The sequence below is a fragment of the Bombilactobacillus sp. ESL1094 genome (assembly GCF_058107425.1).
Genome location: NZ_JBYLUM010000001.1, coordinates 1,056,861 through 1,082,995 on the forward strand (window position 1 = coordinate 1,056,861; position 26,135 = coordinate 1,082,995).

Here is a 26,135-nt window from a genome sequence, read left to right on the forward strand (position 1 = left end):
AAACACTAATTTGTAAATATGTACATTTAAAATCATACTTTTTACATTTTTTTCATAGCTTAAATTGGTTTTTGGCACAGATTAATCTAGCATTTTTTCCAAGAAGTAAAAACGTGAGTCTAACTATGTCCAAAAACTAAAGGTAAAAGCAACTTTTGCTGTGCTTAGCTTTTAAGCGCTGGAGTTGCAGTATAGTTGCTGGTATCTCATAGGCGAAACAGTTATAATTTAATAATAAAAGCCTGTGGCTTGCGGGAGGAAAACTATGGAAACACAAACGATTAGTCAATTAGCCGATTGGTTAGAAGAACACAGCGCGCAAATTGTTGCACAGACTGAAACTTTAGATGTGCAAAAGATCTATGAACTGTTAGATGGTTTGGCCATTTTACGCCAGCCTGTGCAAAATTATTTAACTATGACCGAAGAACAATATTACCAAAATGAATCCGATCATCGCTTAACTTTGCAACATGAACAACAAACTTTAGCCCAACTGCAAGATCGGATTTTAGTTAATCATGTTGATGGCAGTTTTGTGAACAATGAAATTAATTTTGACTATAATCACGAAAATCCTTACCAAACAGGCAGTTATAATGCTCAAAGTGATCTACATCTGATTGAATATGCGTTAGAAGTTATCGGGGCAGTCGCCAGCAATACACTAATGAGTGATTTGCGGAATAATTTATCGCCAGATGCTGTACTATCAATTGCTTTGGCGGCTAATCAAATTGAGCAATGGCAAAAGTAAAAAAATTTTATTTAAAAGGTTGCAATTTGTGATTGACCTATGTACCATGTTCTGGTGTTTCAATTTTGGGAGGGATAGATAATGCCAGTCACATATTTACGGAAAGTTCACGCTGATGAAATTGAATTAGTGGTCGAAATTATTGAAGAAGCGAAAGGTGTCCTTCGCGGTCGGGGTGTCGACTTGTGGCAAGATGGTTACCCTGATCAAGCTATTTTACAAGATGATATTGACCGAGGTATCGCTTACTTTTTAATTAAAGATGATCAAATTGCCGGTGTTGCCGCCTTGGAGGATCAGGGTGAGAGTAATTATGATCAAATTTATGATGGTCAATGGAGTCCGGATTCGCACAAAAATTATGCCATTATTCATCGCGTAGCGATTTGTCAGGGACATCAAGGCGAAGGTCTATCATCAATTTTTATTCAGCACCTATTAACAATTGCCGCTTCGTTGAATTTTAGTGATGTCCGTATTGATACGCACTTCGATAACTTGGCCATGCGCCATGTGATTGAAAAAAATGGTTTTACCCAATGCGGGACGATTGATAATGTAATGCATAAACCATGTGTTGCCTATCAGCGGTTTATTTAATTGAATTCAGTCTGACTATGAGATTTCTAAACTCTGACTTTGCTATGAAAAAGTTAGAATTCAGAAATCTTATTTTTTTCTTTTAAATAAATTGCAGTTGAGTAATAACAAATTTTGGCGTTCATGGTGTGCCCGACTATAATAAGCCTTAGAGAGACTTATTTTTAATTGAGGGGGAGTTTGGCAATGTCAAAATCAAAAATTATCAGTAGTTTCTTATTAATTAGTAGTGTTTGGGGCGTATTCATGGCACAGAAGGGCGAGACAGTCCACGCAAAAGATTATAATTATAAAGTGGTTACTACGACCAGCGGGCCATATACTAATTTATACGATAATCAAGGGCAATTGATTAAACAGCGCTTTGTGCCGGTTAATACTGATTGGCGTGTCGGCAAAATTAAAACGATGAGTAATCTGTTCTATTATCAAATTGCGGGTAACGAATGGGTCAAGAGTAGTGATGTTTGGGCTAATTTTGAACCAACATCGGGTCGCTTGAAACAGCGTTTGGTCGGAACGATTAAAAACCCGATTAGTGCGACTTATTATGCTGATGGTCAACAAGGCATCAATGATGGGGTCGATCTGGCTTATCAATCAACATGGAAAATTGGCAAAGTACTTCAGAATGCCCAAGGCCATTTGTTTTATCAAGTCGCGCCCAACTTGTATGTGCGTGATGATGATTTAGCGGTGAATGGCACGCCAGATCATATTGTGCAACAGCCTGATTTTGGAATTAACGGACATCCGGCGCAAAACATGGGATTGATTGGAACTATCAAAAATTCCACAACGAAAATTTATAATGCGCAAGGTTATTTGTACATGGGCGATGGCGTTGATTTTGCTAAGCAGTCGACGTGGAAAATTGGTAAAGTGATTAAAAATAACCAAGGACAACTATTTTATCAAGTAGCCCCTAATATGTATGTGGGTGATGATGATATGATGTTAAATCAACCACCTAAAAAAAATATTCAGCAAGCGGATTTTGGTTTAAAGCAGCAACCTGCGATTAATGTTAAAGATAGTACCACTAAGACTGATGCTTAAATTGTCAGGCCGCAGGTTCTTGAGCAAATGAGTAAGCGTTCTTTGCCGCAGTATGTTGATTTAGCGCTCCAAAAGCAGCAGTTTGCGTCTAGCTACGAATAGTCCTCAAGTTTAAAGTGCAAAACTTAAGTACTGATTCTTGACTATGCTCAGCTGCTAAGCGCTTTTGTCGCAGTAAAGTTTAAAATTTGGTTGTAATTTGAAATTTAGTGCTATATTTGACGGCTGATTTGGTACAATGTGGTTGTACTTGATCATTGATTATTCCATTGAATAGCTGAGATCAGTTTCGGAAACTCAAAATTAATTAATTCAAACTTAGTAATAAAGGAATGTGAGAGATTATCGATAATCAGAGTGAAGTGAATTTTACACCAGTTATTTTAGGCAGTGATATTAATGCTTACGGTTTTGCGCGGTCGTTTTATGAACTAACGCATCAACCAGTGCAAGCCTATGCCCAAGAAGCTTTGGCACCCACCAAGTATTCAAAAATTATTAATGTCAATTTATATGACGGTTTTACTGAGGATCCAGCATTTATTGAAAACATGCGCCAAATTGCCAAAAAGTATGCTGAACATACAGAACCCGTTATATTATTGGCGATGGGTGACGGTTATGCGGAATTGATTTCTAAGCATAAAGAAGAATTATCACAAACTTTTGTTTGTCCTTATGTCGACTATGACTTGTTACGCAAATTAAATAATAAAGAATCATTTTATCAGATTTGTGAACAATACCATTTGCCACATCCACAAACAAAAATAATTACCAAACAAATGTATCAACAACAGGACTTGACGGTACCGTTTGATTATCCAGTAGCGTTAAAACCAGCTAATAGTGTTGAGTGGTTGGATATTCATTTTGAAGGGCGCAAAAAAGCATTTACTATTCAAGATGAAGCGGAATTTCTGGATATTGTTGCCAAAATTTATGATAATGGTTATGAATCCGACTTGATTTTGCAGGAATTTATTCCGGGAGATGATTCACATATGCGGGTCTTAAACGCCTATGTTGACCAACATCATCATGTCAAGTTAATGTGCTTAGGCCATCCGTTATTGGAAGATCCGACACCGGCGGCAATTGGTAATTATGTGGCAATTTTACCGGAATACAATCAAAAGTTGTACGATGTTTTGCAACGCTTCTTGGAAGAAATTGAATTTACCGGTTTCGCTAATTTTGATATGAAATTCGATGATCGTGATCAGGAATTTAAGCTGTTTGAAATTAATTTACGCCAAGGACGTAGTAGCTTTTATGTTACTTTAAATGGTTATAATTTGGCTCAATTTGTGGTTGATGATTATGTCAAACAAACCTTGGATGAACAGCCAACCGTTTACGGTAATAAGAATAAAGCACAGCATCAACTATGGCTGGGAGTTCCGACGGCTGTCTTTAAAAAGTATGCTTTGGAAAATCAATATAAAGAAATTGCTCTCGAATTATTGCGACAAGATCGGTATGGCACAACTGTTTTCTATAAAGGTGACTTCGGAATTAAACGTTTAGTGTTGTTAAGTTACATGTTTTATCGCTATCGAGGACGATTCAAACGTTACTTTGAAGAAAATAAGGGCCAAAACTTTAAATAATTTTAGTGGAGGTTAGGAATTTGGATTCAGAATTGAAGAATTACCAAGTAACAGAAAAGCGGTTTAAGAAGATTTTAGTAGGCATTGATGTGGACGATTTTACTTCATCTGATCATGCATTTAATGCTGCTTGTACCATGGCGAGAGATTTGGATGCACAACTAGGAATTGTTGCTGTTTTAGAAACGCAAGATGTGAATGTTTTTGACAGCATGTCACCAGAAAAAATGGATGATAAGCGCTTGAACTTGTCACATGACTTGTTAGAATATCTGAAAAAAGCTGATAATTTTGGTGTGAAAGAAGCTAAGCCTATCTTAGCCGAAGGTGATCCCGATAAAGTTATTTTGGATGAAGTTGTGGCTGATTTTCAGCCAGACTTAATTGTGCTAGGTTCTGAAGCCAAAACCTTGTTAGGCAAGACTGTCGGCAATGAAGCCAAAGGAATTATGGAAAAATCACCTGTTAGTGTGTTAATAGTGCGTGACTAATTTTTAAAATAATGATGAGGTACTTCTTCAGTGAAGTGGGAACAATTAATTAAGTAATGCTTATGTAATTCTAAACAGAATTTGAGTATTAGTTTTATTGTTCCGACATTTACTTGAGAAGTACTTTTTTTGTATCATCAAAAAAAGCTGGGATAAATATTAGTAGTTTGCATCTACTACTGATATTTGTTCCAGCTTTATGTTCAAAATATGATTAAATTTCTGCTTTGCCTTCACGTTGCATAAGTTTTTTAACTTCTGCTTTCACGTCGGCTTCTTGGTATAAAACGTGATAAATAGCTTCGGTGATTGGCATTTCGATTTGTTCTTGTTGCGCTAATTCATAAGCAGACTGGCAAGTTTTGACTCCTTCAACGACCATGCCCATATTATCAATCACGTCTTGTAATTTTTGGCCTTGGCCTAATTGTTTACCAGCTCGCCAATTCCGAGAATGAACACTGGTACAAGTGACCACTAAATCACCCACGCCCGATAAACCGGTAAAGGTTAACGGGTTGGCGCCGAGCTTAACTCCGAGACGCGAAATCTCCGCTAAGCCACGGGTCATTAAAGCCGCCTTGGCATTATCGCCATAACCGAGTCCAACGAGGGCCCCGGTTCCTAAGGCAATGACATTTTTTAAAGCGGCGCCTAATTCCACACCAATTACGTCTGAATTAGTATAAACACGAAAATAGTCGTTCATAAAAATCTGTTGGACTGTTTGGGCTGCGGCCAAATCAGCACAGGCTGCAGTAATTAAGGTGATGTCTTTTTTAGCAACTTCTTCAGCGTGACTTGGACCGGATAAAGCAACGATAGCTTGATAAAGATTGGTCGGTAACACAGCCTGTAAGATTTCTGAAATTCGTAAATGAGTTTGTTGTTCTAATCCCTTACTAGCATGCACAATAATCGGTGGTTGTGGCAAAGTTTGTAAAATAGGTTGAATTTGTTGGGCCACACTACGAATGGCAGGAGTCGGTACTGCAAATAAGACTATTTGTGCGCCTGTTAAAGCAGTTGTAAAGTCAGTGGTGGCAATTAACTCTTGCGGATAGTGATAATTTTGAATATAGTGCTCGTTGGTATGTTGTGTGTTTAACTCGTGAACTTGTTGGGCACTGCGTGTCCATAAATGAACATCATGACCGTTTTGAACTAGTACACTGGCTAGGATACTGCCCCAAGATCCAGCTCCTAAAACCGCAATTTTGCTTTTCATAACTTCACCCTTATCTTAATAATTTATCAATTCCATTATACTCTGGAATGAATTAGTTGTATTGAAAAATTCAGTAACTTGTCATGAGAGTCGGTCTTAACGCCGTAATTGAAAATTCAGTTTTTTAGTCAAATCGTTTTTGATGGAATGACTGGTGGTTTCACGTTTTTGAAATTGTTTGGGGGTAATGGCGAAGAGTTTTTTAAAAGAGCGAATAAAAACATCCACATTGGAAAAGCCAACGACGTGGGCAACATCACTGATAGACATGGTAGTCATACTTAATAAATCTACCGCATATTCAATTCTTAAATGGTTCAAATAGTCGTGCGGCGTCATTTGTAAATCTTGTTTAAATAATTTGGAAACGTAAACGCGATCAAAACCAATAGCCTGACACATGGTTTTGACCGTGATTGGTTCTTGAAAATGTTGCGCTAAGTAATCGGTGGCTTTGATCGTACAGGGATGTAAGATGACGGCTTTGTCCGGTGTAATCACGTCTGTTTGATAATGAGCTAACCCTGCTAATAATTGGTAAATAATCCCTGTCATGAATAGTTCATCGACCAAGTTTTTAGATTGGTGTTGTAGACATTGTTTGACGCAATCCACAAAAAAGTTTAATTGGCTGGTTTGAAAGACTAAGCGCTGGTTGGAAAAGCCCATTTTGTCTAAATAAAGATGGGCTTTACTACCTTGAAAACCAAAAAATAAATATTGCCACGGATTCTGGTGATCCGCTTGGTAAGCAATGACTTGTTGTGGCGTTGATAAAAATCCATCACCAGCGCTTAATTGCCAAATTTGTTGTTGCGTTTTGACAATCCCTTGTCCTTTCAAAATAATATGAATTAAATATTCATGGCGCATTGTTGGACCGTAATGATGATCGGCTAAATTAGTGGAAAAACCGGCGTGGGTTAAAAAGAGATTAGCATTAGGATCAGTGGTTTGGTTGAAAATATTGACGATTTTTTGCATGAAAAGCTCCTTATAACGGAATAAAAAACTACATTTAATCGATTTTAACACAATCAAGGCAATTTTAATTTGAAAAGGCTTCATTTACAATTAAATGTAAGCGATTCAAGGAAGCGCAAACATTTTACTTGAATGGCCATAAATACTGAGGTGAGAAAATGGCAAAATTAAAAACACGAGTTTCCTATATGCTGGGAACTTTTGGACATGACTTTTTTGCGGCAGCCATGTTGAATTATTTTATTATGTTCATTACCAATCATTTGTTTATTACCAATAATAATCATTTTAATAACCAAATGATTGGCTTAATTACAACCACGATGGTGGTAATTCGAATTGCTGAATTATTTATTGATCCGTTTATCGGTAATATGGTGGATAATACGCATACGCGCTTTGGTAAATTTAAGCCGTGGGTGATTACGGGAGCCATCGTGTCTGGTATTGCCTTAGCGGTGTTATATACCAGTTTAGGTAATCTAGCAACCAACAATCCGGGATTATATATTGTTGCTTTTGCAGTCATCTACATTATCATGGATGTTTTTTATTCGTTTAAAGATATTGGTATTTGGTCCATGGTACCAGCATTGACACTAGATTCCAATGAACGAGATACTATCAGCACCTGGGGGCGTCTAGGTTCGACAATTGGTGGTAACTTAGTTACCTTAGCGGTAGTTCCGATCGCCCTCTTTTTCTCAGTCCATTATAATGGCGGTCAAGGTGATCGGCGGGGCTGGTTTGCTTTTGGAGTTGTCACTGCTTTGTTATCCATTCTGGGTGCATTAATTATTGGCATTGGTACTAAAGAGCAATCCACACCTTTACGTGAAAATAAGCAAAAAACTAGTACTAAAGATGTTTTTAAAATTCTTTTCCAAAATGATCAGTTAATGTGGACGGCAGTGGCTCACTTCTTCTTTGCGATGGGCTGGGATTTGGTGAATTCATTATTACTCTATTACTTTACCTTTATTTTAGGTAATTCTTCCAAATTTGCGATTTACGGTACGGTCAACTTTATTGTGGGGATGATTTCCGTTTCGCTGTTTCCAGCTTTGGCGCACCGTTTTCAAAGACGGAAGGTCTTTTTAATTGGAACACTGGTGATGATGCTGGGCATCTTCTTATTATTCTTTGCTAACTTTTCCACACCATTTGTGATCTTTTCGGCGGCACTAGCGGCTGCTCCACAACCATTATTGTTCTTGGTTATTATGTTGACAATGACTGATACCATTGAATATGGTCAGTTAAAATTACATCATCGTGATGAATCATTAGTCTTATCTGTTCGGCCGTTAGTTGATAAATTAGCTTCCGCGATCGTTAATGGTTTAGTTTCAATCATTGTTATCGCTACTCACATGTCAGGTAATGCCAAAGTTTCGAGTATTACCAGTGCGGATTCTTGGCAATTTAAATGTTATATGTTAGCAGTGCCACTATTGTTATTATGTTGTTCATTAGTAGTTTATTTACGCAAGGTTAAAATTACGGAAGCTAAACATGCACAAATTGTTAGTCAACTAGAAGCTAGTTGGGGTAGTGAATTTGCACAAACAACAACTAATGCACCAGAGAGCAACAAGACGGATAGTAATGCCGCAGTTGCTGATGACGAACTAGTTTTGTTAGCTCCAGTGACTGGACAAGTACAAACCTTAGCACAAGTAGCCGATCCAACCTTTGCTGCCGGTAAAATGGGTCGCGGAGTTGGCATCATGCCGCAAACGAACCAAATTGTTGCCCCTATTAGTGGGACAGTGCAACTTTTATTACCAAGTAAACATGCAATTGGTCTGTTGGCAGATAATGGATTAATGGTCCTGATTCATGTCGGTATTGATACGGTGCAGTTACGTGGCCAAGGCTTTAATTTGTTGGTCGATCGAGGGCAAGAAGTCCAGTCTGGTGATGTTTTACTAGAATTTGATCCGCAAGTGATTCAAGCTGCTGGTTTGTCAGATGAAGTATTACTGACTATTTTAAACGCTAATGAATTAACTAAATTCGAATTATTAACGCAGCCAGAGCAAAACATTACAGCACAACAACCATTACTGAAAGTACAAAAATAAGGAGTAAAATTATGGCGATTATTATTGATGAAGCAAAAAAAACCTTTCATTTACAAACAAACCATGCCAGTTATTTATTTCAAGTTTTGCCCACTGGTGATTTACAACAGTTATATTATGGAGCTCGCTTAAGTGAGCCTATTAATCTTGCTAATTTAACACAAGTAGCTGGACAAGATGCCACTCCAGCGCAAGAGGTTGATGGTCAAGAATTTCAATGGGACGTAATCAATCAGGAGTATAGTAGTTTGGGCCACGGCGATTTTCGACAAAGTGCTTACCAAGTTACTTCACCGGCGGGGGATCGCATTAGTGAATTTCAATATCAAAAATATCAATTATCTAATGGAAAACAACGCCTAGCACATTTACCGTCCACATTTGATGATAATCAAGATCAAAGTCAAACATTAACCATTTTTTTACATGATCAGTTGGCCAATTTAGAATTGCAATTAAATTACACAGTTTTTCCAACGCAAGATGTTATTGTCCGCAGTGCTCGTTTTGAAAATTTAAGTACCCAAGCAGTACAATTACCTCGGGCTTTAAGTTTACAGTTAGACTTGCCAGATAGTGATTATGACTTCTTACAATTTGCAGGTTCCTGGGCCCGTGAGCGCCATTTAAGTCGTAATCATCTACATGACGGTGTGCAAAGTATTAGTAGTTTACGCACGGCTTCAAGTCATCAACATAATCCGTTCTTTATTCTGGCGCGGCCAACAACAACGAATTTGACTGGTGAGGCTATGGGCTTTAACTTTGTTTATTCTGGCAACTTTTTGGATAGTGTGGAAGTAGATCAGTATCAACAAGCGCGAGTTTTAGTAGGGATTAACCCGGACGAGTTTTGTTGGCAATTAAAGCCTCAAACCAGTTTTCAAACGCCCGAAGCGATTTTTAGCTATACTACAGCGGGCTTAAATCAATTGAGTCAGCAACTGAGTGATTTTTACCAGAAGCACCTCGTAGCGCCCCAATTTGCACAGCAAGAACGCCCAATTTTAATTAATAATTGGGAAGCCACGTATTTTGATTTTGATGAAACTAAGTTGTTACATTTGGCTGATCAAGCAAAAGATTTGGGGATTGAATTATTTGTCTTAGATGATGGTTGGTTTGGCAAGCGGGATGATGATACTACTTCTTTAGGTGATTGGGTGAGCGATCGCCGTAAGTTGCCACAGGGAGTAGCCCATTTAGCGCAAGAGATTCACCACAAAGGATTAAAATTCGGTTTATGGTTTGAACCCGAAATGATTTCTTTAGAAAGCCAATTATATCAACAACACCCCGATTGGGTGCTCCATGTTCCGGGACGTAAGGCAACGCCAGGACGGCACCAGTATGTTTTAGACTTAGCGCGGCCAGAAGTCGTAGATTATTTAGCACAAGCTTTGAGTGAGATTATTGCCCAAACGCAGTTAGATTATGTGAAATGGGATATGAATCGCTATATTACTGAAATGTACAGTGCAGCTTTTGCCCCCGAGCAGCAGCAAGAGTTAGCACACCGTTATATTTTAGGTGTTTACCAATTGTATGAGCGGCTAACAACCAAGTTTCCCAAGGTGTTGTTTGAATCTTGCGCTTCCGGAGGCGGGCGCTTTGACTTAGGACTGATGTATTATGCGCCACAAGCTTGGACTAGTGATGACACTGATGCCATGGAGCGCTTATTGATTCAATACGGAACGTCGTTTGGTTATTCTTTGTCAATGATGGGAGCACATGTTTCAGCGAGCCCCAATGAACAATTGGGACGCAAGACATCCTTAAAAACTCGCGGAGCGGTGGCCTACTTTGGCGATTTAGGTTATGAATTAGATATAACGCAATTAACTCCTGATCAATTAGCTCAGATTAAACACCAAATTCAGTTTTATAAACGTTATCGGAAGATCTTTCAATTTGGTCATTTTTATCGTTTACAAAGTCCGCTGGCAGGCAACCATAATGAGTTAAGTTGGGGTGTCGTTAATGCTGAACAAACAGTGGCCATCATAGCACATTATCAATTACTCAATCAGCCCCAATGTTTGAATTCACGGTTGAAATTGCAGGGCTTAGATCCTAAGAAGCAGTACCAGATTAATGGACAACCAGCTGCTTATTCAGGCAGTCAGTTAATGAATGCGGGTTATGTTTTGCCCAAGTTAACGAAGCAAGAAGCTGATTTTCAAGCACAATTATTGGTAATTAAAGCAATTTAAATTGAAGATTATTCATATCTTGTTGCAACCTTGTTTAATAAAGAAGGAAATTTTATGACCATTACCCCAGCAACTTTAACGAACGCTTTTGTACAACAATTTGCACAGCAACCCACGAACTTTTATTTTGCACCGGGACGGATCAATTTAATTGGTGAACATCTGGACTATAATGGCGGGATGGTCTTACCTTGTGCAATTAGTCTAGGAACCTATGCGGCTATCAGACCACGAACCGATCAAAAGTGGCGACTTTACTCCGAAAACTTTGCCACAAGTGGTATCTGTGAAATTGATTTGGCTAATTTACATTTATTTAAGGATAATACGTGGCTGAATTATGTTGTGGGAACATTAGAATTATTACTACGGCAAAAGTTTCAGTTAACACATGGATTTGACATTTTGATTCAGGGGGATTTGCCTAATAGTGCAGGCTTATCTTCATCAGCTTCTTTAGAGTTATTGCTAGGGATTATTTGTCAAAGCCAGTTTAATCTGTCGATTTCTTTACAACAATTGGCTTTGAATGGACAGCAGGTAGAAAATGCCTTTATTGGAGTCAATTCGGGAATTATGGATCAGTACGCGGTGGCGTTAGGACGAAAGCAGCAGGCTATTTTATTAGATACGAAGACGTTAACTTATCAATATGTACCGGTGAACTTGGGCGACTATCAAATTGTGATTATGAATTCCAATCAACCGCGAGCTTTAGCTGGTTCAAAATATAATGAACGGCGAAATGCTTGTGAAACTGCGTTAAATTTGTTGCAAACCAAATTAGCAATTCAAACTTTGTGTGAGGTTACGCCGCAGCAATTAGATGAATATAGCTATTTGTTGGTGGATGCAGACGTTTTGAGTAAAACCCGCCATGTCGTTTGGGAGAATCAACGCACTTTACGGGCACAAACTGCCTTGAAACAACAAGATCTAACGACATTTGGTCATTTGTTAAACGCGTCGCATGTTTCCTTGGAACAAGATTTTGCTGTTAGTGGCATGGCGTTAGATACTTTAGTACATGCCGCTTGGCAATTTGGCGCCTTAGGAGCTCGGATGACGGGGGCAGGCTTTGGTGGGTGCGCGATTGCGATTGTGCAAAATGAACAAACGACAGCATTTATTCAACAGGTAGGGCAAACTTACCAACAAGCAATGCACCAAACAGCGGATTTTTATGTAGCAGAAATTGCTGATGGACCACATGAGATTAAGGAAGGTTGAACTGAATGGCAACTTTGATTGAAGTGTACGCTGACCGAATTATTCAAACACAGCAAACTTACCAACCGCTAGATCGACGTTATTTAATTAATTTGATTTTGCAAAAGGTTGGTTCTACGCCGCAAGGCTCAGCGCTGCAAGGGTCTTTATTGGAATTAGCACAACAATTAGTTATTTGTGCGCAAAATAATCAGCGAATAACTAAACCGTGGCAATCAGCACAGCTGTTAGCGGAATTAACAGATTTGTATACGCCAACTCCGAGCCGAATTAATCAAACATTTTGGAATCAATATCAATTAAGTCCACAACAAGCAACCACAAACTTTTATCATTTATGTCAATCTAATGGGTATGTTCAAGAAGCCGCAATTAAAAAGAATATTGCCTTTCAAACGCCGAGCCCATATGGTGATTTGGAAATTACGATTAATCTTTCGAAACCAGAAAAAGATCCTAAGCAAATTGCCAAGGCCAAAAAACAAGTTAGTGGCTATCCTCATGATGCTCTTAGTTTTGAAAATGAAGGCTATTTGGGAAGTGAGCAGCAAGCACCGCGTCGCAATCATCGCTTAATTCGGCTGAGTTTAGGTGGTGAAATGTGGGGCTTGCAGTATTCACCGTATGCTTATTTTGAGCAACATTGTATTGTGTTATCACAAGCGGAGCGGCTGATGAAAATTGACGCAACCACTTTTAGTAATTTATTAGCAGCTGTTAAAATTTTGCCACACTATTTTTTTGGCAGTAACGCTGATTTACCGATTGTTGGCGGCTCGATCTTAGGCCATGATCATTATCAAGGTGGTCTGCATCAGTTTGCAATGCAAAAAGCGCCGATACAAACTGTTATTTCGTTAAAAGATTTTACTGATGTGACGGCTGGTATTGTGAAGTGGCCGGTAGCCACTATTCGCTTGCAAGGCACTAATCAGCAACGCCTGGTCGCTGCTGCTACGCGAATTTTACGAGTTTGGCAACAATATTCTGATGAAACAGTCGCGGTGTTAGCACAAACTGCAGGGCAAAATCACCATACAATTACGCCCATTGCTTATCAAAATCAGGGTCAATACGTGTTAGATTTAGCATTGCGCGATAATCGCACTTCAATTCAATATCCGGATGGTATTTTTCATCCACATCAAAATTTGCATCATATTAAACGAGAAAATATTGGTTTAATTGAAGTGATGGGCTTAGCCATTTTACCGCCGCGCTTAGTTCCCGAATTACAAGAAGTAACTAAATTTTTATTACAACAACCAAACCAAATGGCTGATTATCATCGACCTTGGGCGCAAATGATGCAACAGAAGTATCCAGAGATTGATACACATAATATTCAACAAATTTTGCAACAAGAATTAGGTTTGGTGTTTCAACAAGTCTTGGCAGATGTCGGTGTGTTTAAACAAGATAACAGTGGTCAAGCTGCTTTTCAACGGTTTATTCAAGCTGTTAATCAGTCTTAAATTAAATTGGCCCAAAGTCGCTGAAAAGTTTAACCAAAATATCTGACTTTTAAAGCACAAAAATGTTCGTATTAAATGCGAACATTTTTTTGTTCTATACTTTTTGTGTGGAGTCACATCCAAATGACATATTTAATGTTACTAGATTATTGGACAAACCAGTGTCTTTTTAATTATTGTTGAAAATAGTAAGATTTGATTAAAAGTAAATCTTTATCAGAGGTCAATTTATGGTTAATCAATTAAAAAGTTTATTGAAAAGACAATTAAAATTAAAGCATCCGCTCTTAAGTATTAGTACTACCACAGGGATGAGTGCATTACGTGCCTTAAATGCTGGAGCAGACTTTATTATGGTTTTGAATTCTGGAAAATTTCGCCAAATGGGACGCTCATCTTTAGGGGCATATTTACCTTTTACTAACAGTAATCGTCAGATTTTTGATATCACTAAGCAAGAAATATTGCCACTTATTAATGATTTTCCTTGCGTGATTGGTATTAATGCTACCGATCCTTACCTAAGTGTGTCGAATCTTATCAACTTTTTAAAGCAGTATCACATTTCCGGTGTAGTAAATTATCCTACGGTTAGTTTGTTAGATGGTCAATTTAGAGAAGCCTTGAGTGAAGCCAATATTAAGTATGATCAAGAAATTGAGTTGTTAGAAACGCTACATAAGCAGGGTGTTTTTACGGTAGCTTTTGTTACCAATGAAAAGGAAGCGCTAGCAGCTAATCAAGTTGGAGTGGATGTCATTTGCATTCACCTGGGGTTAACAGAAGGTGGTGTACTTGGTGCACGTAGAATGGCTACTTTTGAATCAATTATTGATAAAGTTAAAAATGTTTGTGAAGCTTTGAACCAAGCCTCTTGTCAAAGTATCCTGATGTTGTACGGAGGTGTTATCAATGATTTAACAGAAGTTCGTTATATCTATAATCTTTTGCCGACTATTAGTGGCTATATTGGTGGTTCTACTTTTGAACGTATTATTCAGGAACAGACAATTGCCAAACAAGTTCATGATTTTAAAACCGCTGATCATACACCAGATGATTCTTTGACTATAAAGACTTTAAGTGATGATTGCCTCCATTATCAACCAATTCAATTTATTGAAAATTATATTCAAAATAACTATTCAAGACCTATTCGCTTAGCAGATTTAGCACAGATTTTACATTTATCACCTACTTATCTAAGCACGATGTTTAAGAAGCAAACTAATAAATCATTTACAGAATATCTGGTCCGTTTTCGTCTTAATAAAGCAGTAGAATTGATGAAACATCAAGAGCAATCACTTAGTAAAATTGCGGAATTAGTTGGTTATTCTGATTATGCACAGTTTAATAAAATTTTTAAAAAGTATTTTGGTCAATCTCCTAGTGTTTATTTAAAACACATATAATCACTAGTAGCGTGAACAATATTACCTGTTTTTGTAACCGCTTTTGACATAATATGAATTCATAAAGTTGAAGGGAGGTTAATTAATGAGCACAATTGCTTTAGTAGGGACTTTAGATACCAAAGGTCAAGAGTATGGCTATGTTCGTCAGATACTGGAACAGTTGGGAAACGAAGTAATTATGATCAATGCAGGTGTTTTTGAACCAACGGTACCAGTAGATATTGATGATGATCAAATAGCTAATGTTGAAGAATTAACCATGGATGATATTCGCAGTAGTTATACACGTGGTGAAGCTAATGCTATCTTGGGCCATGGGTTAAGAATACTATTGCCAAGGTTATATCGAGAAGGTAAATTTCAAGGAATTTTATCACTAGGAGGTTCAGGTGGAACTGCTTTGGTTACTCCAGCGATGCGGACATTACCTTTGGGTGTGCCTAAAGTCATGGTTTCGACGATGGCTTCAGGTAATACTAGTGACTATGTAGGAACCAGTGACATTTTAATGATGCCATCAATCGTTGATGTTTCCGGTATCAATAAAATCTCACGGAATGTATTCGAAAATGCTGCCAAAGCTGTTTCGGGAATGGTTAATTTGAAAGTTCATACTGAAAGTGATGACAAGGCATTAATTGGAGCTACCATGTTTGGAGTGACTACTCCGGCAGTGGATCATGTGCGTCAATTATTGACACAGCAAAACTTAGAAACTTTGGTTTTTCATGCTACAGGAACTGGTGGTAAAACGATGGAATCTTTAATTTCCCAAAATTATTTTGAGGGCATTATAGATTTAACTACTACAGAAATTGCTGATGAACTTTGTGGCGGTGTCCTGACAGCTGGACCTACACGATTAGAAGCGGGGATTATATCCAAAATTCCTGAAGTAATTGCTCCAGGAGCTTTAGACATGGTTAATTTTGGAACATTTGATAGTGTTCCTGATAAGTATCGACAGCGCAATTTAGTTAAGCATAATCCGACTGTAACCTTAATGCGGACAACGCCAGCTGAAAATAAAATGTTTGCCGAATATATTAGTGATAAATTAAATCAGGCACAATCACCTGTTACGTTTATGATTCCTTTAAAAGGATTTTCAGAGTTGGATGCTATAGGTGGTCCATTTTATGATCCTGATGCTGATCAAGCATTTGTTACTACATTAAAATCTCGCTTGTATAATCAGTTAGTTACAGTTAAAGAATTACCCTATAACATAAATGATCCACAATTTACCTCTAATTGTGTGACGGAATTAAATTATTTGATGAAAGGAAATGATTAGATTGGATAATAGAAGCAGAAGTCAAATTATTGCAGATTTTAAACAAAAACGCCAAACAGGTGAAGTGTTAGTTGGGGTTGGTGCAGGAACCGGTATTACTGCTAAAAGTAGTGAAGCTGGTGGTGCAGATATGTTAATTATTTATAATTCTGGTCGTTATCGAATGGCTGGTCGTGGTTCTTTAGCCGGTCTATTGTCTTATGGTGACGCTAATCAGATTGTAGTTGAGATGGGCCAAGAAGTGCTACCAATTGTTAAGCATACTCCTGTTTTAGCGGGCGTTTGTGGAACTGATCCGTTTAGAGTAATGGATATTTATTTAAAGCAATTAAAGGATCAAGGGTTTAATGGTGTTCAAAACTTTCCAACGGTTGGTTTGATTGATGGTGTATTTCGTCAAAACTTGGAAGAAACAGGTATGGGTTATGATCTAGAAGTAGACATGATTCATAAGGCTCATGAATTAGGAATGCTAACAACACCTTATGTTTTTGATACTGATCAGGCAACGAAAATGGCTGAAGCGGGTGCTGATATCTTGGTTGCGCATATGGGGTTAACTACCAAAGGTGCCATTGGGGCACAGACCGCTTTAACTTTGGATGAATGCGTTGAAAAAGTACAGGCAATTTTGGATGCTGGACGTAAAGTCAACCCAGATATTATGGTAATTTGTCATGGTGGTCCAATTGCTGAACCTGAAGATGCAGCTTATGTTATTGAACGTGTTAACGGAATTGACGGATTCTTTGGTGCTTCCAGCATTGAACGTTTAGCAGCAGAAAAGAGTATTAAAGAACAAACAGAAAAGTTTGAAGCAATTCGCAAATAATAGTATCCATTTATATTTTAATTAAATTCAAATAGCCCCTAGATGCGATTAGATCTAGGAGCTTTTTTATTGCATTATTATAATGTTGTTTGTAAATATTATCGTCCGTCACTTGATTGTGATAGAATTTGAACTATTAATAAAGTTATAGGAGGCAACGATATGAGTTCAACAATCCAACAAGTAGTTGGTGGTCAAGGCGATACGACTAAAGGTGCAACTGCAACCCCGCAAGATAATTTGTATTTAGCGGTCAATGGTGAATGGCTAAAGACTGCTAAAATTCCTGCTGACAAGTCGCGTGTCGGTGGTTTTTCGGATTTGGATTTAGGTATTGAACAACAGTTAATGCAAGATTTGGCAGATTTTGCGGCGGGTACTAAAGAAATTACTAATCCGTTACTGGCGCAGGCTGTTAAATTTTATCAAGTAGCTGCTGATATGGAGCGCCGCAATCAAGAGGGATTTCAGCCTGCCCAAGCTGGTTATGAGCAAATCAAGCAAGTTACTAGTTTGGCCGATTGGGTTAAGCAATTGCCAGCATGGCTAGCAGCAGGATATCCATTGCCTTTTAGTGTTTATGTGACGGCAGATATGAAGGATACCAGTAAAAATGTTGTCGATTTTTCTGCGCCGGGTTTGATCTTGCCGGATACGACTTATTATGAAGATAATCCGAGTGGTCAAAAATTGTTAGCAGTTTATCAACAAACAGCAACACAATTACTACAAGCCATTGGAGAAACTGCCGCCAATGCTAACCAGATTGCCCAACAAGCCGTGGCGTTTGATCAGTCATTAGCTAAAGTAGTGAAAAGTGCTGAAGAAAAAGCCGATTATGTCAAAGACTATAACCCAACAGCCTTAAGTGATTTGACTAAATTAGGCGGTGTCGTTGATTTTCAGAGTTTGATTGAAGGAGCAGTCGAAGACAATGTAGCCACTGTCAATGTCAGTGAACCGCGTTTTTATAAATACTTTACAGAGATTGTTAATGCAGCTACTTTTGATAACTTAAAGAGCTGGACGTTAGTTAATTATGTTATGGGTGCGGGTGCTTATTTAAGTCAGGATTTACGCGAAATTGCCGGACAGTTCAGTTTGGCTTTGAGCGGTAATCAAGAATTACAGGCACCATTAAAGCAAGCTTATCATTTAGCAGGCTCATATTTTGATGAAGTCATTGGCCAGTATTATGGGCAAACTTATTTTGGTGAGCAAGCCAAAGCGGATGTTGAGCAAATGGTCCGTAAAATGATTGCAATTTATGAACAGCGGATTCAGCAGAATGATTGGCTAAGCTCTCAAACCAAACAACAAGCTGTTGTGAAGTTAGATAAGATGGTGCTCAAAATAGGCTATCCTGAAAAAGTTAATGCTGTTTTCCAAAAGATAACTGTTGATCCAAAGGAATCTTTATGGGCTAATATTCAAGCCATTACTGAAGTTTTGATTGCTGACAATTTTGCTAAATTTAAACTACCAGTGGATCGGGGCGAATGGGCAATGCCGGGGCATTTGGTTAATGCTTGTTATGACCCCTCTCGTAATGACATTACATTCCCCGCCGGAATTTTACAGGCGCCATTTTACAGTTTAGAGCAATCTAGCAGTGCTAATTACGGCGGCATTGGGGCCGTGATCGCTCATGAAATTTCGCATGGTTTTGATAATAACGGTGCTCAATTTGATGAATATGGAAACCTGCATGATTGGTGGACTAAAGAAGATTATGCGAAATTTAAAGAACTAACGCAAAAGATGATTCATGAATTTGATGGGATTGATTTTGCGGATGGCAAAGTCAATGGCAAATTGGTTGTGAGTGAAAATGTGGCAGATGCTGGTGGTTTAAGCTGTGCTTTAGAGGCCACTAAGTCCGAAGCAGATGCTGATTTAAAAGAATTCTTTATGAATTGGGCGCGCGTTTGGCGGACCAAATCCACACCACAATTGATGGAAATGTTTTTGAGTATGGATGTGCATGCGCCAGCTCCTTTACGGGCCAATGTCCAAGCCCAAAACATGGACGAGTTTTATACCACGTTTAACGTTGGTGAACATGATGGTATGTGGTTAGAACCAGAAAAGCGGGTCAATATTTGGTAGTTAATCAAATCAGAAAGTTGGTAAACAAGCAATTTCATTGCCTGTTGCCGACTTTTTTATTGTTCCAATTTGGCCTAATTAAGAATTTGTTTGCCGTCGTTTGGTAGCAATTTCAAAATAAACACTAGTAAAAGTGTTTTTTAGGAATATAATAATTTATAGGAACAAATGTTAGCGCTATCGATGAGTTCGGGGATTAATGAATATATTTTGGCGAAAATTGCAGAATAACTAGTGCTGACGAAAGGAGAGATTATTATGGTTGAGACAGTTCAGATTGGTAAAAGTGATGTAACGACAATTAAGTTAGGTTTGGGTGCTAATAAAGTTGGTGGTCATAATCTATTTCAAAATTTGAAGGAGCAAGATGGCTATGATTTGTTACGCGAATCTATTGCCCAAGGTGTTAATTTTTTAGATACGGCGTTTGATTATGGACGCGGGCGTTCGGAAGAGATTATTGGCGACGTCTTGCAAGAATATGATCGTTCCAAGATAATTGTGGCTGATAAGGCGGCACAAGATCCAGCCCAAAACTTCGCCATGAATAACACTCCACAATTTTTAACAGAAGCTGTTGATAAGGCTTTGAAGCGGTTAAAGACCGACTACATTGATATTTTTTATATTCATTTTCCTGATGAAAAGACTCCTAAAGATGAAGCCGTGGCTGCTTTAGTTGATTTGAAAAAAGCAGGTAAAATTCGCGCCATCGGGGTGTCTAACTTTTCTTTGGAGCAAATTAAGGAAGCTAATAAAGATGGTCAAGTTGACATTGTAGAAGATCAATTTAGTCTAATCTATAAAAGTCCAGCCCAAGAAGAAATGCAATATCTCAAAGATCATCAAATCTCATTTGTACCATATTTCCCATTAGCTTCGGGCTTGTTAACTGGTAAATATACTAAAGCCGATTGGAACAAGTTCCACCAAAGTGACGGCGGTAAGTTATTGGAAGATTTAACTGAATCTAAGTTCAATGATGCAATTACTGGCTTGGAACAAGTTCGGACCATTGCGCAAGCTCATGCTGCGACAGTCACGCAAGTTGTTTTAGCTTGGTATATGGCTAATCCACTAGTTAGTGTGGTCATCCCAGGAGCACGGAATGTCAAGCAAGTTCAGGGCAATGCCGCCGCCTTGAAAATTAATTTAACTGCGAGTGAATATCAAACAATTGATCAAGCATTTAAGATGTTTTAATAGATACTAGATCAAAAGATTAGGTTGAGACAAAAGTTGGAAGTGCAAGCCAAACTTCTAAACAATTTTTGTCGCAACCTTTTTTGTTTTAGTTGTCACTATTTATGTTCGGAAATTATAAATTAAATTGATCAATAAGGTTGGATTAATGCTTGGTAAATGTTAAGATGTTTTCTTGTGCATTTATCTTATTGTGTGAACTATTTTTGCTGTACTAAATCTTGATATATCAAAAATAATAATCAATTAATCAGAGAAGCTTACAATAGATACTTAAAAATTGAAGACTGCCAGTGCTTAATGGTTAAATGATTTTTGTTTTAGTTCTATCATAGAGAAGCGCAGCATTTTGTTTTGCTGCTGTTATTTTGGAAAACTGAGCAGTTTAAAAAATTATGTTTTGGAGGAATCAAAGTGAAGAAAAATTTCTTAAGAATATCAGGATTATTTTTGTTGATGTTCTTTTTCTTTATTAGTAGCGCGCTGAATATTAAGGCGGCTACCAAAACGCAAACCATTACCAGTTTGCCCGAACCAACTTGGATTGAAAATGCGGGTATGAGTAAGGGTAAGTATCATGATCGTCAAGATTTGGGATTTATCTTGCGTGAAAATACGGTCTTGAAAGTTCGGCAAACCAATCCTAACTTTACTGGTAACTTAACCTTGCGATTACTGGGTTATGATTCAAAAATGGAAAAAAGTGTGACGGTCGGTTCCAACTGGACAACTGTGAGTGCGGATTCACCATTAGTACCCTTTGTCGATACTCCTTATGGCAAGACATCTGCGACTTTAGAATATGAAATCGAAGATACGAGAGCGCAAAAGCCGTTACCAATTTATACCTACAAAGGTGATCAAACCGCCTTTTTCAAGACTTGGGACCAATACGACGGTAATTTTGCTTTAATTAAGGGTAAAGACTTTCAATTGTTAATTCCCAAGAGCGATAAAGAAGCTGTGAGAAAGTTAACTGATTACAAAAACTTAGACGAATTAATTGATCACTATACTGAGATTTTTGCTTTTTATAACAAAATGGCCGGTTTTGATGGATCTACACCAACCAACATGAACGGTCAAAATCGTTACTTCTTAAAAGCAGACGCTCATGGTTCTGGTGGCGCTTATTATAGCGATCAGTGGGCCGCTAATACTTCCAGATCCGTTAAAATGTGGCTGACCAAACTTGATTGGGCTACTTTACACGAAATTGCGCACGGTTATCAAGCTGGTTTTGATGGCGTCGGTATGTATACCGGTGAAGTATCTAATAATTTGTTTGGCGTGCAATATCAATATACTAAGTACGGTAAGAAAGCTGATCAAATTGGCTGGCTCTTTAACTATGGTAAAAAAGATGCCGTTGAAAATAGTCTGTACAAAACCTTAGTGACTGACAAAGGTGGTTATGCTGATGTTGATTTACGCGGTAAATTAATTCTATTAACCATGCTCAAGCAAAAAGCTGGTGACAGTTCCTTTACTAAGATGTACCAAGAATATCGACAATTAGCCAACCAGCCGGGATTTAAGAAGAGTGACTACCCATTACCAGACTTGATGAACCAAGTTTACAGTGAAAATAGTCACCAGGATTTTACCCCGGTATTACAACGTTGGGGCTTAAGCGTTAATGGTTCACAACAAGAAAAAAATCGAGCTGCTAATTATCCAGCTGTGGCTTCCTTAGCTGATGTCGTACCACAAGCTCAACTAGCTACTGCGCGGAAATTATTAGACAAAAACATTTTAATTAATTCCAATTTTGAAATGGTTCAAAACAAAGATATTGCCCCGTTAAACTTGACTGGTAACTTAACGTTGAACCTAACTACTGACGATATTCAAAATCTAAAGGGTACTACAATTGCCTTGAAAGATGGTGCTAAAGTGGTGTCTTCGCAACCAATCACGGCTAAGACTATTACCTTTAAGAATGTGCCGAACGGTATTTACACCTTAGCTTTCTCTGGAAAAGCCATGCAGCAATACATGCCGAATAAGAACTACGTTTATGTGAAAGAAGCGAACAACAATACAGCACTGACTTTGAAAAATGTTAGTGTTAGTTCTTTAACTAATCAGGAATTAGATTTTCTGGGTGTCAATGACAATAAGTTTGCCACCTTGAAGACAAATTTAAATCAGCACCAGGCAACTTTGGCAATTACTAATACCACACCGCATTCTTATTACAAGGGTCAAAAGTATGCACAAATAACTGTGAAAGACAGCAACAATAAGACTACTTTTACTAAGACCATTGAAGGTGCTGGTGTCACTAAGGGGAATGTGACCTTTGCTTTAAACCCGGGTGATACACTGGAGATTTATCATGCAGAAACGAAGAATCGCTTAACATCGACAGATAACATTGTTGATAAAACTAATAACATGAACAAGTGGACTGTGACTAAGTTTGGTTTAAAGAACAATGCTTTAAACAATGATCCACAACAAACTTTGATCAATAAAATTAGTAATCAATGTTCCCAATTGATGAATCAACAGGATCAACAAAATATTCCATTAGCACAATCGCCAGTGAAAAAAGCTTTGTTGGCGGACATCAATTTGTTAGATGAACCATATCAGAGTACCTACAAACAGATGTATGGTCTTTTGTTTAGATAATAGCTTCTTTTCAAGAAAAGGGTTTTAGAAATTATTGATTATGTAATTTAAAAATACCGCTTTACTTTTTATATTGGACGTCAGGTGAGTAAAACTAGGAATTTATTCCGCAGATTTATTAACGCCTGTGGCGTCCTTTTTTATTTGCAACAAAGTTTGAGATATTTATTTGGCGTCTGGAAAAGCTAGTCTATAATATGAATTGTGAAGAGAAAATGATTTATTTCTGGTGTTCAGAGGAGAGAAAACTATGTTAACCAAATTTACGGTTAGTCCAAAGCTCTGGCAATTATTTCCAGAGGCCAGTATTTCGGTAATTGTTGCCAAAGATGTTGATAATCATTCGCAAGCTGATATGCCAAAGTTGTTGGCTGAAGCTAACCAGAATGCTGTTAAATGGTTGTCAGAGGATGCTATTGGCCAAAATCCGGTAGTTCAAGATTGGCGGCAAGCTTATCACAAGTTTAAAACCAAAAGAGGGGCTCGTAGTTCAGTTGAAAACTTATTAAAACGTGCTAAGCAAGGTAAAGGTGTCGGTTCGATTAATCCGATTGTCGATCTTTATAATATTGTGTCCTTGACTTGGGCATTTCCTTTGGGTGGACAGGACATGGATTTGTTGCAAGGCCATTTAGAGTTAACGATTGCGCACGGTGGTGAGCAGTTCTTCCCAATTGGCGAAGATTCTGCTGAGGAAGCTTTGCCAGGTGAAGTAATTTATCAAGATGAAGAGTCAGTTGTTTGTCGGTGCTGGAATTGGCGGGATAGTAGTCGCGTAGAGATTAGTGAACATTCTAAAAATGTGATTTTCTATTTAGAAAATGTTAATCCTGAACGTGCGGATGATCAAAAGCAAGCTGTAGAATTGTTGCAAAATCTACTACAGAAATATTTAGGAGTCCAAACGCAAACTTGGCTTGTTAATCAGGAAAATCCAGCGATTGATTTTAGTAAGTAACATCTTTAATATTCTTGAAATAAAAAGGCTGCTCATCGTAAGTTGATGAACAGCTTTTTCCGTATAGTGTTGTGAATGGTAGTGATCTATTCAGTTGCAGAAATAATTGGTAAGTCAGATTTGAACAGCTGAAAACGTGTGGTAAACTTTGGTCTAAAGTGATAGTATCAGGGTATTTATTGTCAAATCAAAGATATATAAGACATCGCTATAGTTAAAATACAAACTAATCTCTAAAATTTAGTTAATCAATAAGGAGAATTTGATATGGAAAATGTAGCATTAGTGGTAATTGATGTACAAAAAACTTTTCGCGATGGTAGCTGGGGAGCGCGGAATAATGAATTTGCTGAAGATAATGTGCAACAGTTGTTACAAATTTTTCGTAAGCAAGAAAAATTAGTTATTAACGTACATCATATTAGTGATGATCCGCAATCGCGGTTTTATTTTCAAAGTCCTGGTTTCCAATTTCAAGAGCAGGCCGAACCTTTATCTTCGGAAATTGTTTTGGAGAAAACGGTGAACAGTGCTTTTATTGGAACTAAATTAGAAAATATTTTACGAGAGCATCAAATTAAAAAATTATTCATTTGTGGATTGACCACGCCGCATTGCGTATCCACCACTACGCGAATGGCTGGAAATTTAGGATTTGATACTTACTTAGTGGAAGATGCAACGGCTTCTTTTGCAATTAAGGATTATCGTGGTCAAAGTTATAGCGCCCAAGAAGTTCAGGATGTGTCAATTGCTACCTTGGATCAAGAATTTGCGACAATTATCAAAACCGTTGACGTGGAAAAATATATTTAAGCTTTCCATTTTGACTTTGAAGACTTGTCAATAGTTACTTAGTTTTGAAATTGAATTAGATTAACTGTTGACATTTCTAAATTAAAGTTTTATAACTAAATTATAAAATACTAAAGAGGGGTAAAACAATGACATCATCAGTACAAGCAACTACACAAATTATTATCAGCATTATCATTATTGAATGATAGGTGCTGACAACTTGTGGTGCCTATCAAAGCCAATTTGGTAGGCAGCTGATGATTCATTTCATAGGTCCGCTGCTTAAAATATAAGCCGCGGATCTTTTTTATTTCTCTAACAAAGGAGAGAGTATCATGACACTGACAGAACAACAAAACCAATTAGCTAAGGATTTATACCAAGCATTTAAGAATAATCAACCACTCCAAAGTTTTGATTATGCTGATGTGGTCAATGATTTTGACACAGCATATGAGGTGCAACAATCAGTGATGAAATTAAAGGGGCAGCCCACAGCCGGTTATAAGGTATCTTTAACTTCAGAGCAAACGCAAAAAATGTTTGATGCTGATTCACCACTTTATGGCGCGCAGGTAGCGGACAAATTTTTAGATTCTGGAACCACCTTGAGTTTGAAAGATTACAATGAGCCTTTGGTCGAAGTTGAATTTGAATTTACTGCTAAACGACCGCTGACCCCTACAATGTCAGAAACCGAGTTGTTACAAAATTGTTATGTTGCTGCGGATATGGAGGTGCCTGATGCGCGGTTTACGAACTGGTTCCCGGATCTGAATAAATATTTAGTATTAAGTGATACGGCTGTTGGGGGCGCAGTCGTGGGTGGCAAGGTGAAAGATGGTGCTACCTTAAAGCTAGCGGATTTAGCTCACGTTTTTGCAGTTTTAACTTTTAATGGTGAGGAACAAGCCCATGGCCAAGGCAGTGAAGTTTTGGGTAATCCAGTGACAGCTTTAAAATGGTTAGTTAAAAAATTGTCTGAGCAAGGCTTTAGTTTCCCAGCGGGGACGCATGCGTCAACCGGAACATTTATCTTGCCGCCACACTTACAACCAGGAACTTGGGAAGCAAAATTTACGGATGATTTTGGAACAGTCACTTTGAATGTAACTGACTAATGTCATTATTAGTGGTCAT

At 38.0% G+C, this 26,135-nt stretch carries 20 protein-coding genes; 18 read left to right on the top strand and 2 right to left on the bottom strand.

Going from position 1 to position 26,135, the window contains the following annotated elements; all coding sequences use genetic code 11:
• The first annotated feature begins 265 nt into the window (after positions 1-265).
• The 5 genes from AC3B5S_RS05200 (at position 266) to AC3B5S_RS05220 (ending at position 4,520) form a co-directional block, all read left to right on the top strand.
• The gene (locus tag AC3B5S_RS05200) at positions 266-757 is read left to right on the top strand and encodes a hypothetical protein (RefSeq protein WP_489756758.1); all 492 of its coding nucleotides are present in this window, start codon (positions 266-268) and stop codon (positions 755-757) included.
• 81 nt (positions 758-838) lie between these two features.
• Complete coding sequence (locus AC3B5S_RS05205) at positions 839-1,357, top strand: GNAT family N-acetyltransferase (protein ID WP_489756757.1); 519 nt, start codon at positions 839-841, stop codon at positions 1,355-1,357.
• Positions 1,358-1,543: 186 nt separating this feature from the next.
• Positions 1,544-2,416, top strand: a complete 873-nt coding sequence (locus AC3B5S_RS05210) for a hypothetical protein (RefSeq protein ID WP_489769436.1) — start codon at positions 1,544-1,546, stop codon at positions 2,414-2,416.
• Positions 2,417-2,778: 362 nt separating this feature from the next.
• Complete coding sequence (locus AC3B5S_RS05215) at positions 2,779-4,029, top strand: carboxylate--amine ligase (RefSeq protein WP_489769437.1); 1,251 nt, start codon at positions 2,779-2,781, stop codon at positions 4,027-4,029.
• Between the two features lie 20 nt (positions 4,030-4,049).
• Positions 4,050-4,520: a universal stress protein gene (locus AC3B5S_RS05220; RefSeq protein WP_489756754.1), complete on the top strand. Its 471-nt coding sequence runs from the start codon at positions 4,050-4,052 to the stop codon at positions 4,518-4,520.
• A 214-nt stretch (positions 4,521-4,734) separates the two neighbouring features.
• On the opposite strand, the gene AC3B5S_RS05225 is transcribed toward AC3B5S_RS05220, so the two are convergent.
• Together AC3B5S_RS05225 and AC3B5S_RS05230 are read right to left on the bottom strand one after the other, a co-directional pair.
• Entirely contained in the window at positions 4,735-5,748 is a 1,014-nt protein-coding gene (locus AC3B5S_RS05225; protein ID WP_489769438.1) for an NAD(P)H-dependent glycerol-3-phosphate dehydrogenase, read from the bottom strand.
• Positions 5,749-5,844: 96 nt separating this feature from the next.
• Entirely contained in the window at positions 5,845-6,732 is an 888-nt protein-coding gene (locus AC3B5S_RS05230; protein WP_489756751.1) for an AraC family transcriptional regulator, read from the bottom strand.
• 158 nt (positions 6,733-6,890) lie between these two features.
• Here AC3B5S_RS05230 and AC3B5S_RS05235 point away from each other — a divergent pair, with 158 nt between their 5' ends.
• The 13 genes from AC3B5S_RS05235 to AC3B5S_RS05295 all read left to right on the top strand — a co-directional run bounded on the left by AC3B5S_RS05235 (position 6,891) and on the right by AC3B5S_RS05295 (position 26,116).
• Entirely contained in the window at positions 6,891-8,819 is a 1,929-nt protein-coding gene (locus AC3B5S_RS05235) for a sugar MFS transporter (RefSeq protein ID WP_489790161.1), read from the top strand.
• Positions 8,820-8,830: 11 nt separating this feature from the next.
• Positions 8,831-11,035, top strand: coding sequence for an alpha-galactosidase (locus AC3B5S_RS05240; protein ID WP_489775071.1), 2,205 nt, complete (start codon positions 8,831-8,833; stop codon positions 11,033-11,035).
• 54 nt (positions 11,036-11,089) lie between these two features.
• The gene (locus AC3B5S_RS05245) at positions 11,090-12,265 is read left to right on the top strand and encodes a galactokinase (protein WP_489775072.1); all 1,176 of its coding nucleotides are present in this window, start codon (positions 11,090-11,092) and stop codon (positions 12,263-12,265) included.
• 5 nt (positions 12,266-12,270) lie between these two features.
• Positions 12,271-13,740: a UDP-glucose--hexose-1-phosphate uridylyltransferase gene (locus AC3B5S_RS05250; RefSeq protein WP_489775073.1), complete on the top strand. Its 1,470-nt coding sequence runs from the start codon at positions 12,271-12,273 to the stop codon at positions 13,738-13,740.
• A gap of 230 nt (positions 13,741-13,970) precedes the next feature.
• Positions 13,971-15,155, top strand: coding sequence for a phosphoenolpyruvate hydrolase family protein (locus tag AC3B5S_RS05255; protein WP_489756746.1), 1,185 nt, complete (start codon positions 13,971-13,973; stop codon positions 15,153-15,155).
• Positions 15,156-15,240: 85 nt separating this feature from the next.
• Complete coding sequence (locus tag AC3B5S_RS05260) at positions 15,241-16,455, top strand: Tm-1-like ATP-binding domain-containing protein (protein WP_489756745.1); 1,215 nt, start codon at positions 15,241-15,243, stop codon at positions 16,453-16,455.
• A 1-nt stretch (position 16,456) separates the two neighbouring features.
• On the top strand, positions 16,457-17,287 hold the full coding sequence (locus tag AC3B5S_RS05265; RefSeq protein ID WP_489756744.1) for a phosphoenolpyruvate hydrolase family protein: 831 nt from the start codon (positions 16,457-16,459) through the stop codon (positions 17,285-17,287).
• 162 nt (positions 17,288-17,449) lie between these two features.
• The gene (locus AC3B5S_RS05270) at positions 17,450-19,396 is read left to right on the top strand and encodes a M13 family metallopeptidase (RefSeq protein ID WP_489756743.1); all 1,947 of its coding nucleotides are present in this window, start codon (positions 17,450-17,452) and stop codon (positions 19,394-19,396) included.
• 258 nt (positions 19,397-19,654) lie between these two features.
• Positions 19,655-20,599: an aldo/keto reductase gene (locus AC3B5S_RS05275; protein WP_489769445.1), complete on the top strand. Its 945-nt coding sequence runs from the start codon at positions 19,655-19,657 to the stop codon at positions 20,597-20,599.
• Between the two features lie 414 nt (positions 20,600-21,013).
• Positions 21,014-23,239 (top strand): putative mucin/carbohydrate-binding domain-containing protein, encoded by a 2,226-nt coding sequence (locus AC3B5S_RS05280; protein WP_489790162.1) that lies wholly within the window; start codon positions 21,014-21,016, stop codon positions 23,237-23,239.
• 250 nt (positions 23,240-23,489) lie between these two features.
• Positions 23,490-24,197 (top strand): B3/B4 domain-containing protein, encoded by a 708-nt coding sequence (locus AC3B5S_RS05285; protein ID WP_489756740.1) that lies wholly within the window; start codon positions 23,490-23,492, stop codon positions 24,195-24,197.
• A gap of 267 nt (positions 24,198-24,464) precedes the next feature.
• Positions 24,465-25,013: a cysteine hydrolase family protein gene (locus AC3B5S_RS05290; RefSeq protein ID WP_489756739.1), complete on the top strand. Its 549-nt coding sequence runs from the start codon at positions 24,465-24,467 to the stop codon at positions 25,011-25,013.
• Positions 25,014-25,330: 317 nt separating this feature from the next.
• Positions 25,331-26,116, top strand: a complete 786-nt coding sequence (locus tag AC3B5S_RS05295; RefSeq protein WP_489756738.1) for a 2-keto-4-pentenoate hydratase — start codon at positions 25,331-25,333, stop codon at positions 26,114-26,116.
• Positions 26,117-26,135: the final 19 nt, after the last annotated feature.

Coding starts and splice junctions, on each gene's coding strand:
- AC3B5S_RS05200 (WP_489756758.1), top strand. CDS start 266: ATGGAAACACAAACGATTAGTCAATTAGCCGATTGGTTAGAAGAACAC.
- AC3B5S_RS05205 (WP_489756757.1), top strand. CDS start 839: ATGCCAGTCACATATTTACGGAAAGTTCACGCTGATGAAATTGAATTA.
- AC3B5S_RS05210 (WP_489769436.1), top strand. CDS start 1,544: ATGTCAAAATCAAAAATTATCAGTAGTTTCTTATTAATTAGTAGTGTT.
- AC3B5S_RS05225 (WP_489769438.1), bottom strand. CDS start 5,748: ATGAAAAGCAAAATTGCGGTTTTAGGAGCTGGATCTTGGGGCAGTATC.
- AC3B5S_RS05230 (WP_489756751.1), bottom strand. CDS start 6,732: ATGCAAAAAATCGTCAATATTTTCAACCAAACCACTGATCCTAATGCT.
- AC3B5S_RS05235 (WP_489790161.1), top strand. CDS start 6,891: ATGGCAAAATTAAAAACACGAGTTTCCTATATGCTGGGAACTTTTGGA.
- AC3B5S_RS05240 (WP_489775071.1), top strand. CDS start 8,831: ATGGCGATTATTATTGATGAAGCAAAAAAAACCTTTCATTTACAAACA.
- AC3B5S_RS05245 (WP_489775072.1), top strand. CDS start 11,090: ATGACCATTACCCCAGCAACTTTAACGAACGCTTTTGTACAACAATTT.
- AC3B5S_RS05250 (WP_489775073.1), top strand. CDS start 12,271: ATGGCAACTTTGATTGAAGTGTACGCTGACCGAATTATTCAAACACAG.
- AC3B5S_RS05255 (WP_489756746.1), top strand. CDS start 13,971: ATGGTTAATCAATTAAAAAGTTTATTGAAAAGACAATTAAAATTAAAG.
- AC3B5S_RS05260 (WP_489756745.1), top strand. CDS start 15,241: ATGAGCACAATTGCTTTAGTAGGGACTTTAGATACCAAAGGTCAAGAG.
- AC3B5S_RS05270 (WP_489756743.1), top strand. CDS start 17,450: ATGAGTTCAACAATCCAACAAGTAGTTGGTGGTCAAGGCGATACGACT.
- AC3B5S_RS05275 (WP_489769445.1), top strand. CDS start 19,655: ATGGTTGAGACAGTTCAGATTGGTAAAAGTGATGTAACGACAATTAAG.
- AC3B5S_RS05285 (WP_489756740.1), top strand. CDS start 23,490: ATGTTAACCAAATTTACGGTTAGTCCAAAGCTCTGGCAATTATTTCCA.
- AC3B5S_RS05290 (WP_489756739.1), top strand. CDS start 24,465: ATGGAAAATGTAGCATTAGTGGTAATTGATGTACAAAAAACTTTTCGC.
- AC3B5S_RS05295 (WP_489756738.1), top strand. CDS start 25,331: ATGACACTGACAGAACAACAAAACCAATTAGCTAAGGATTTATACCAA.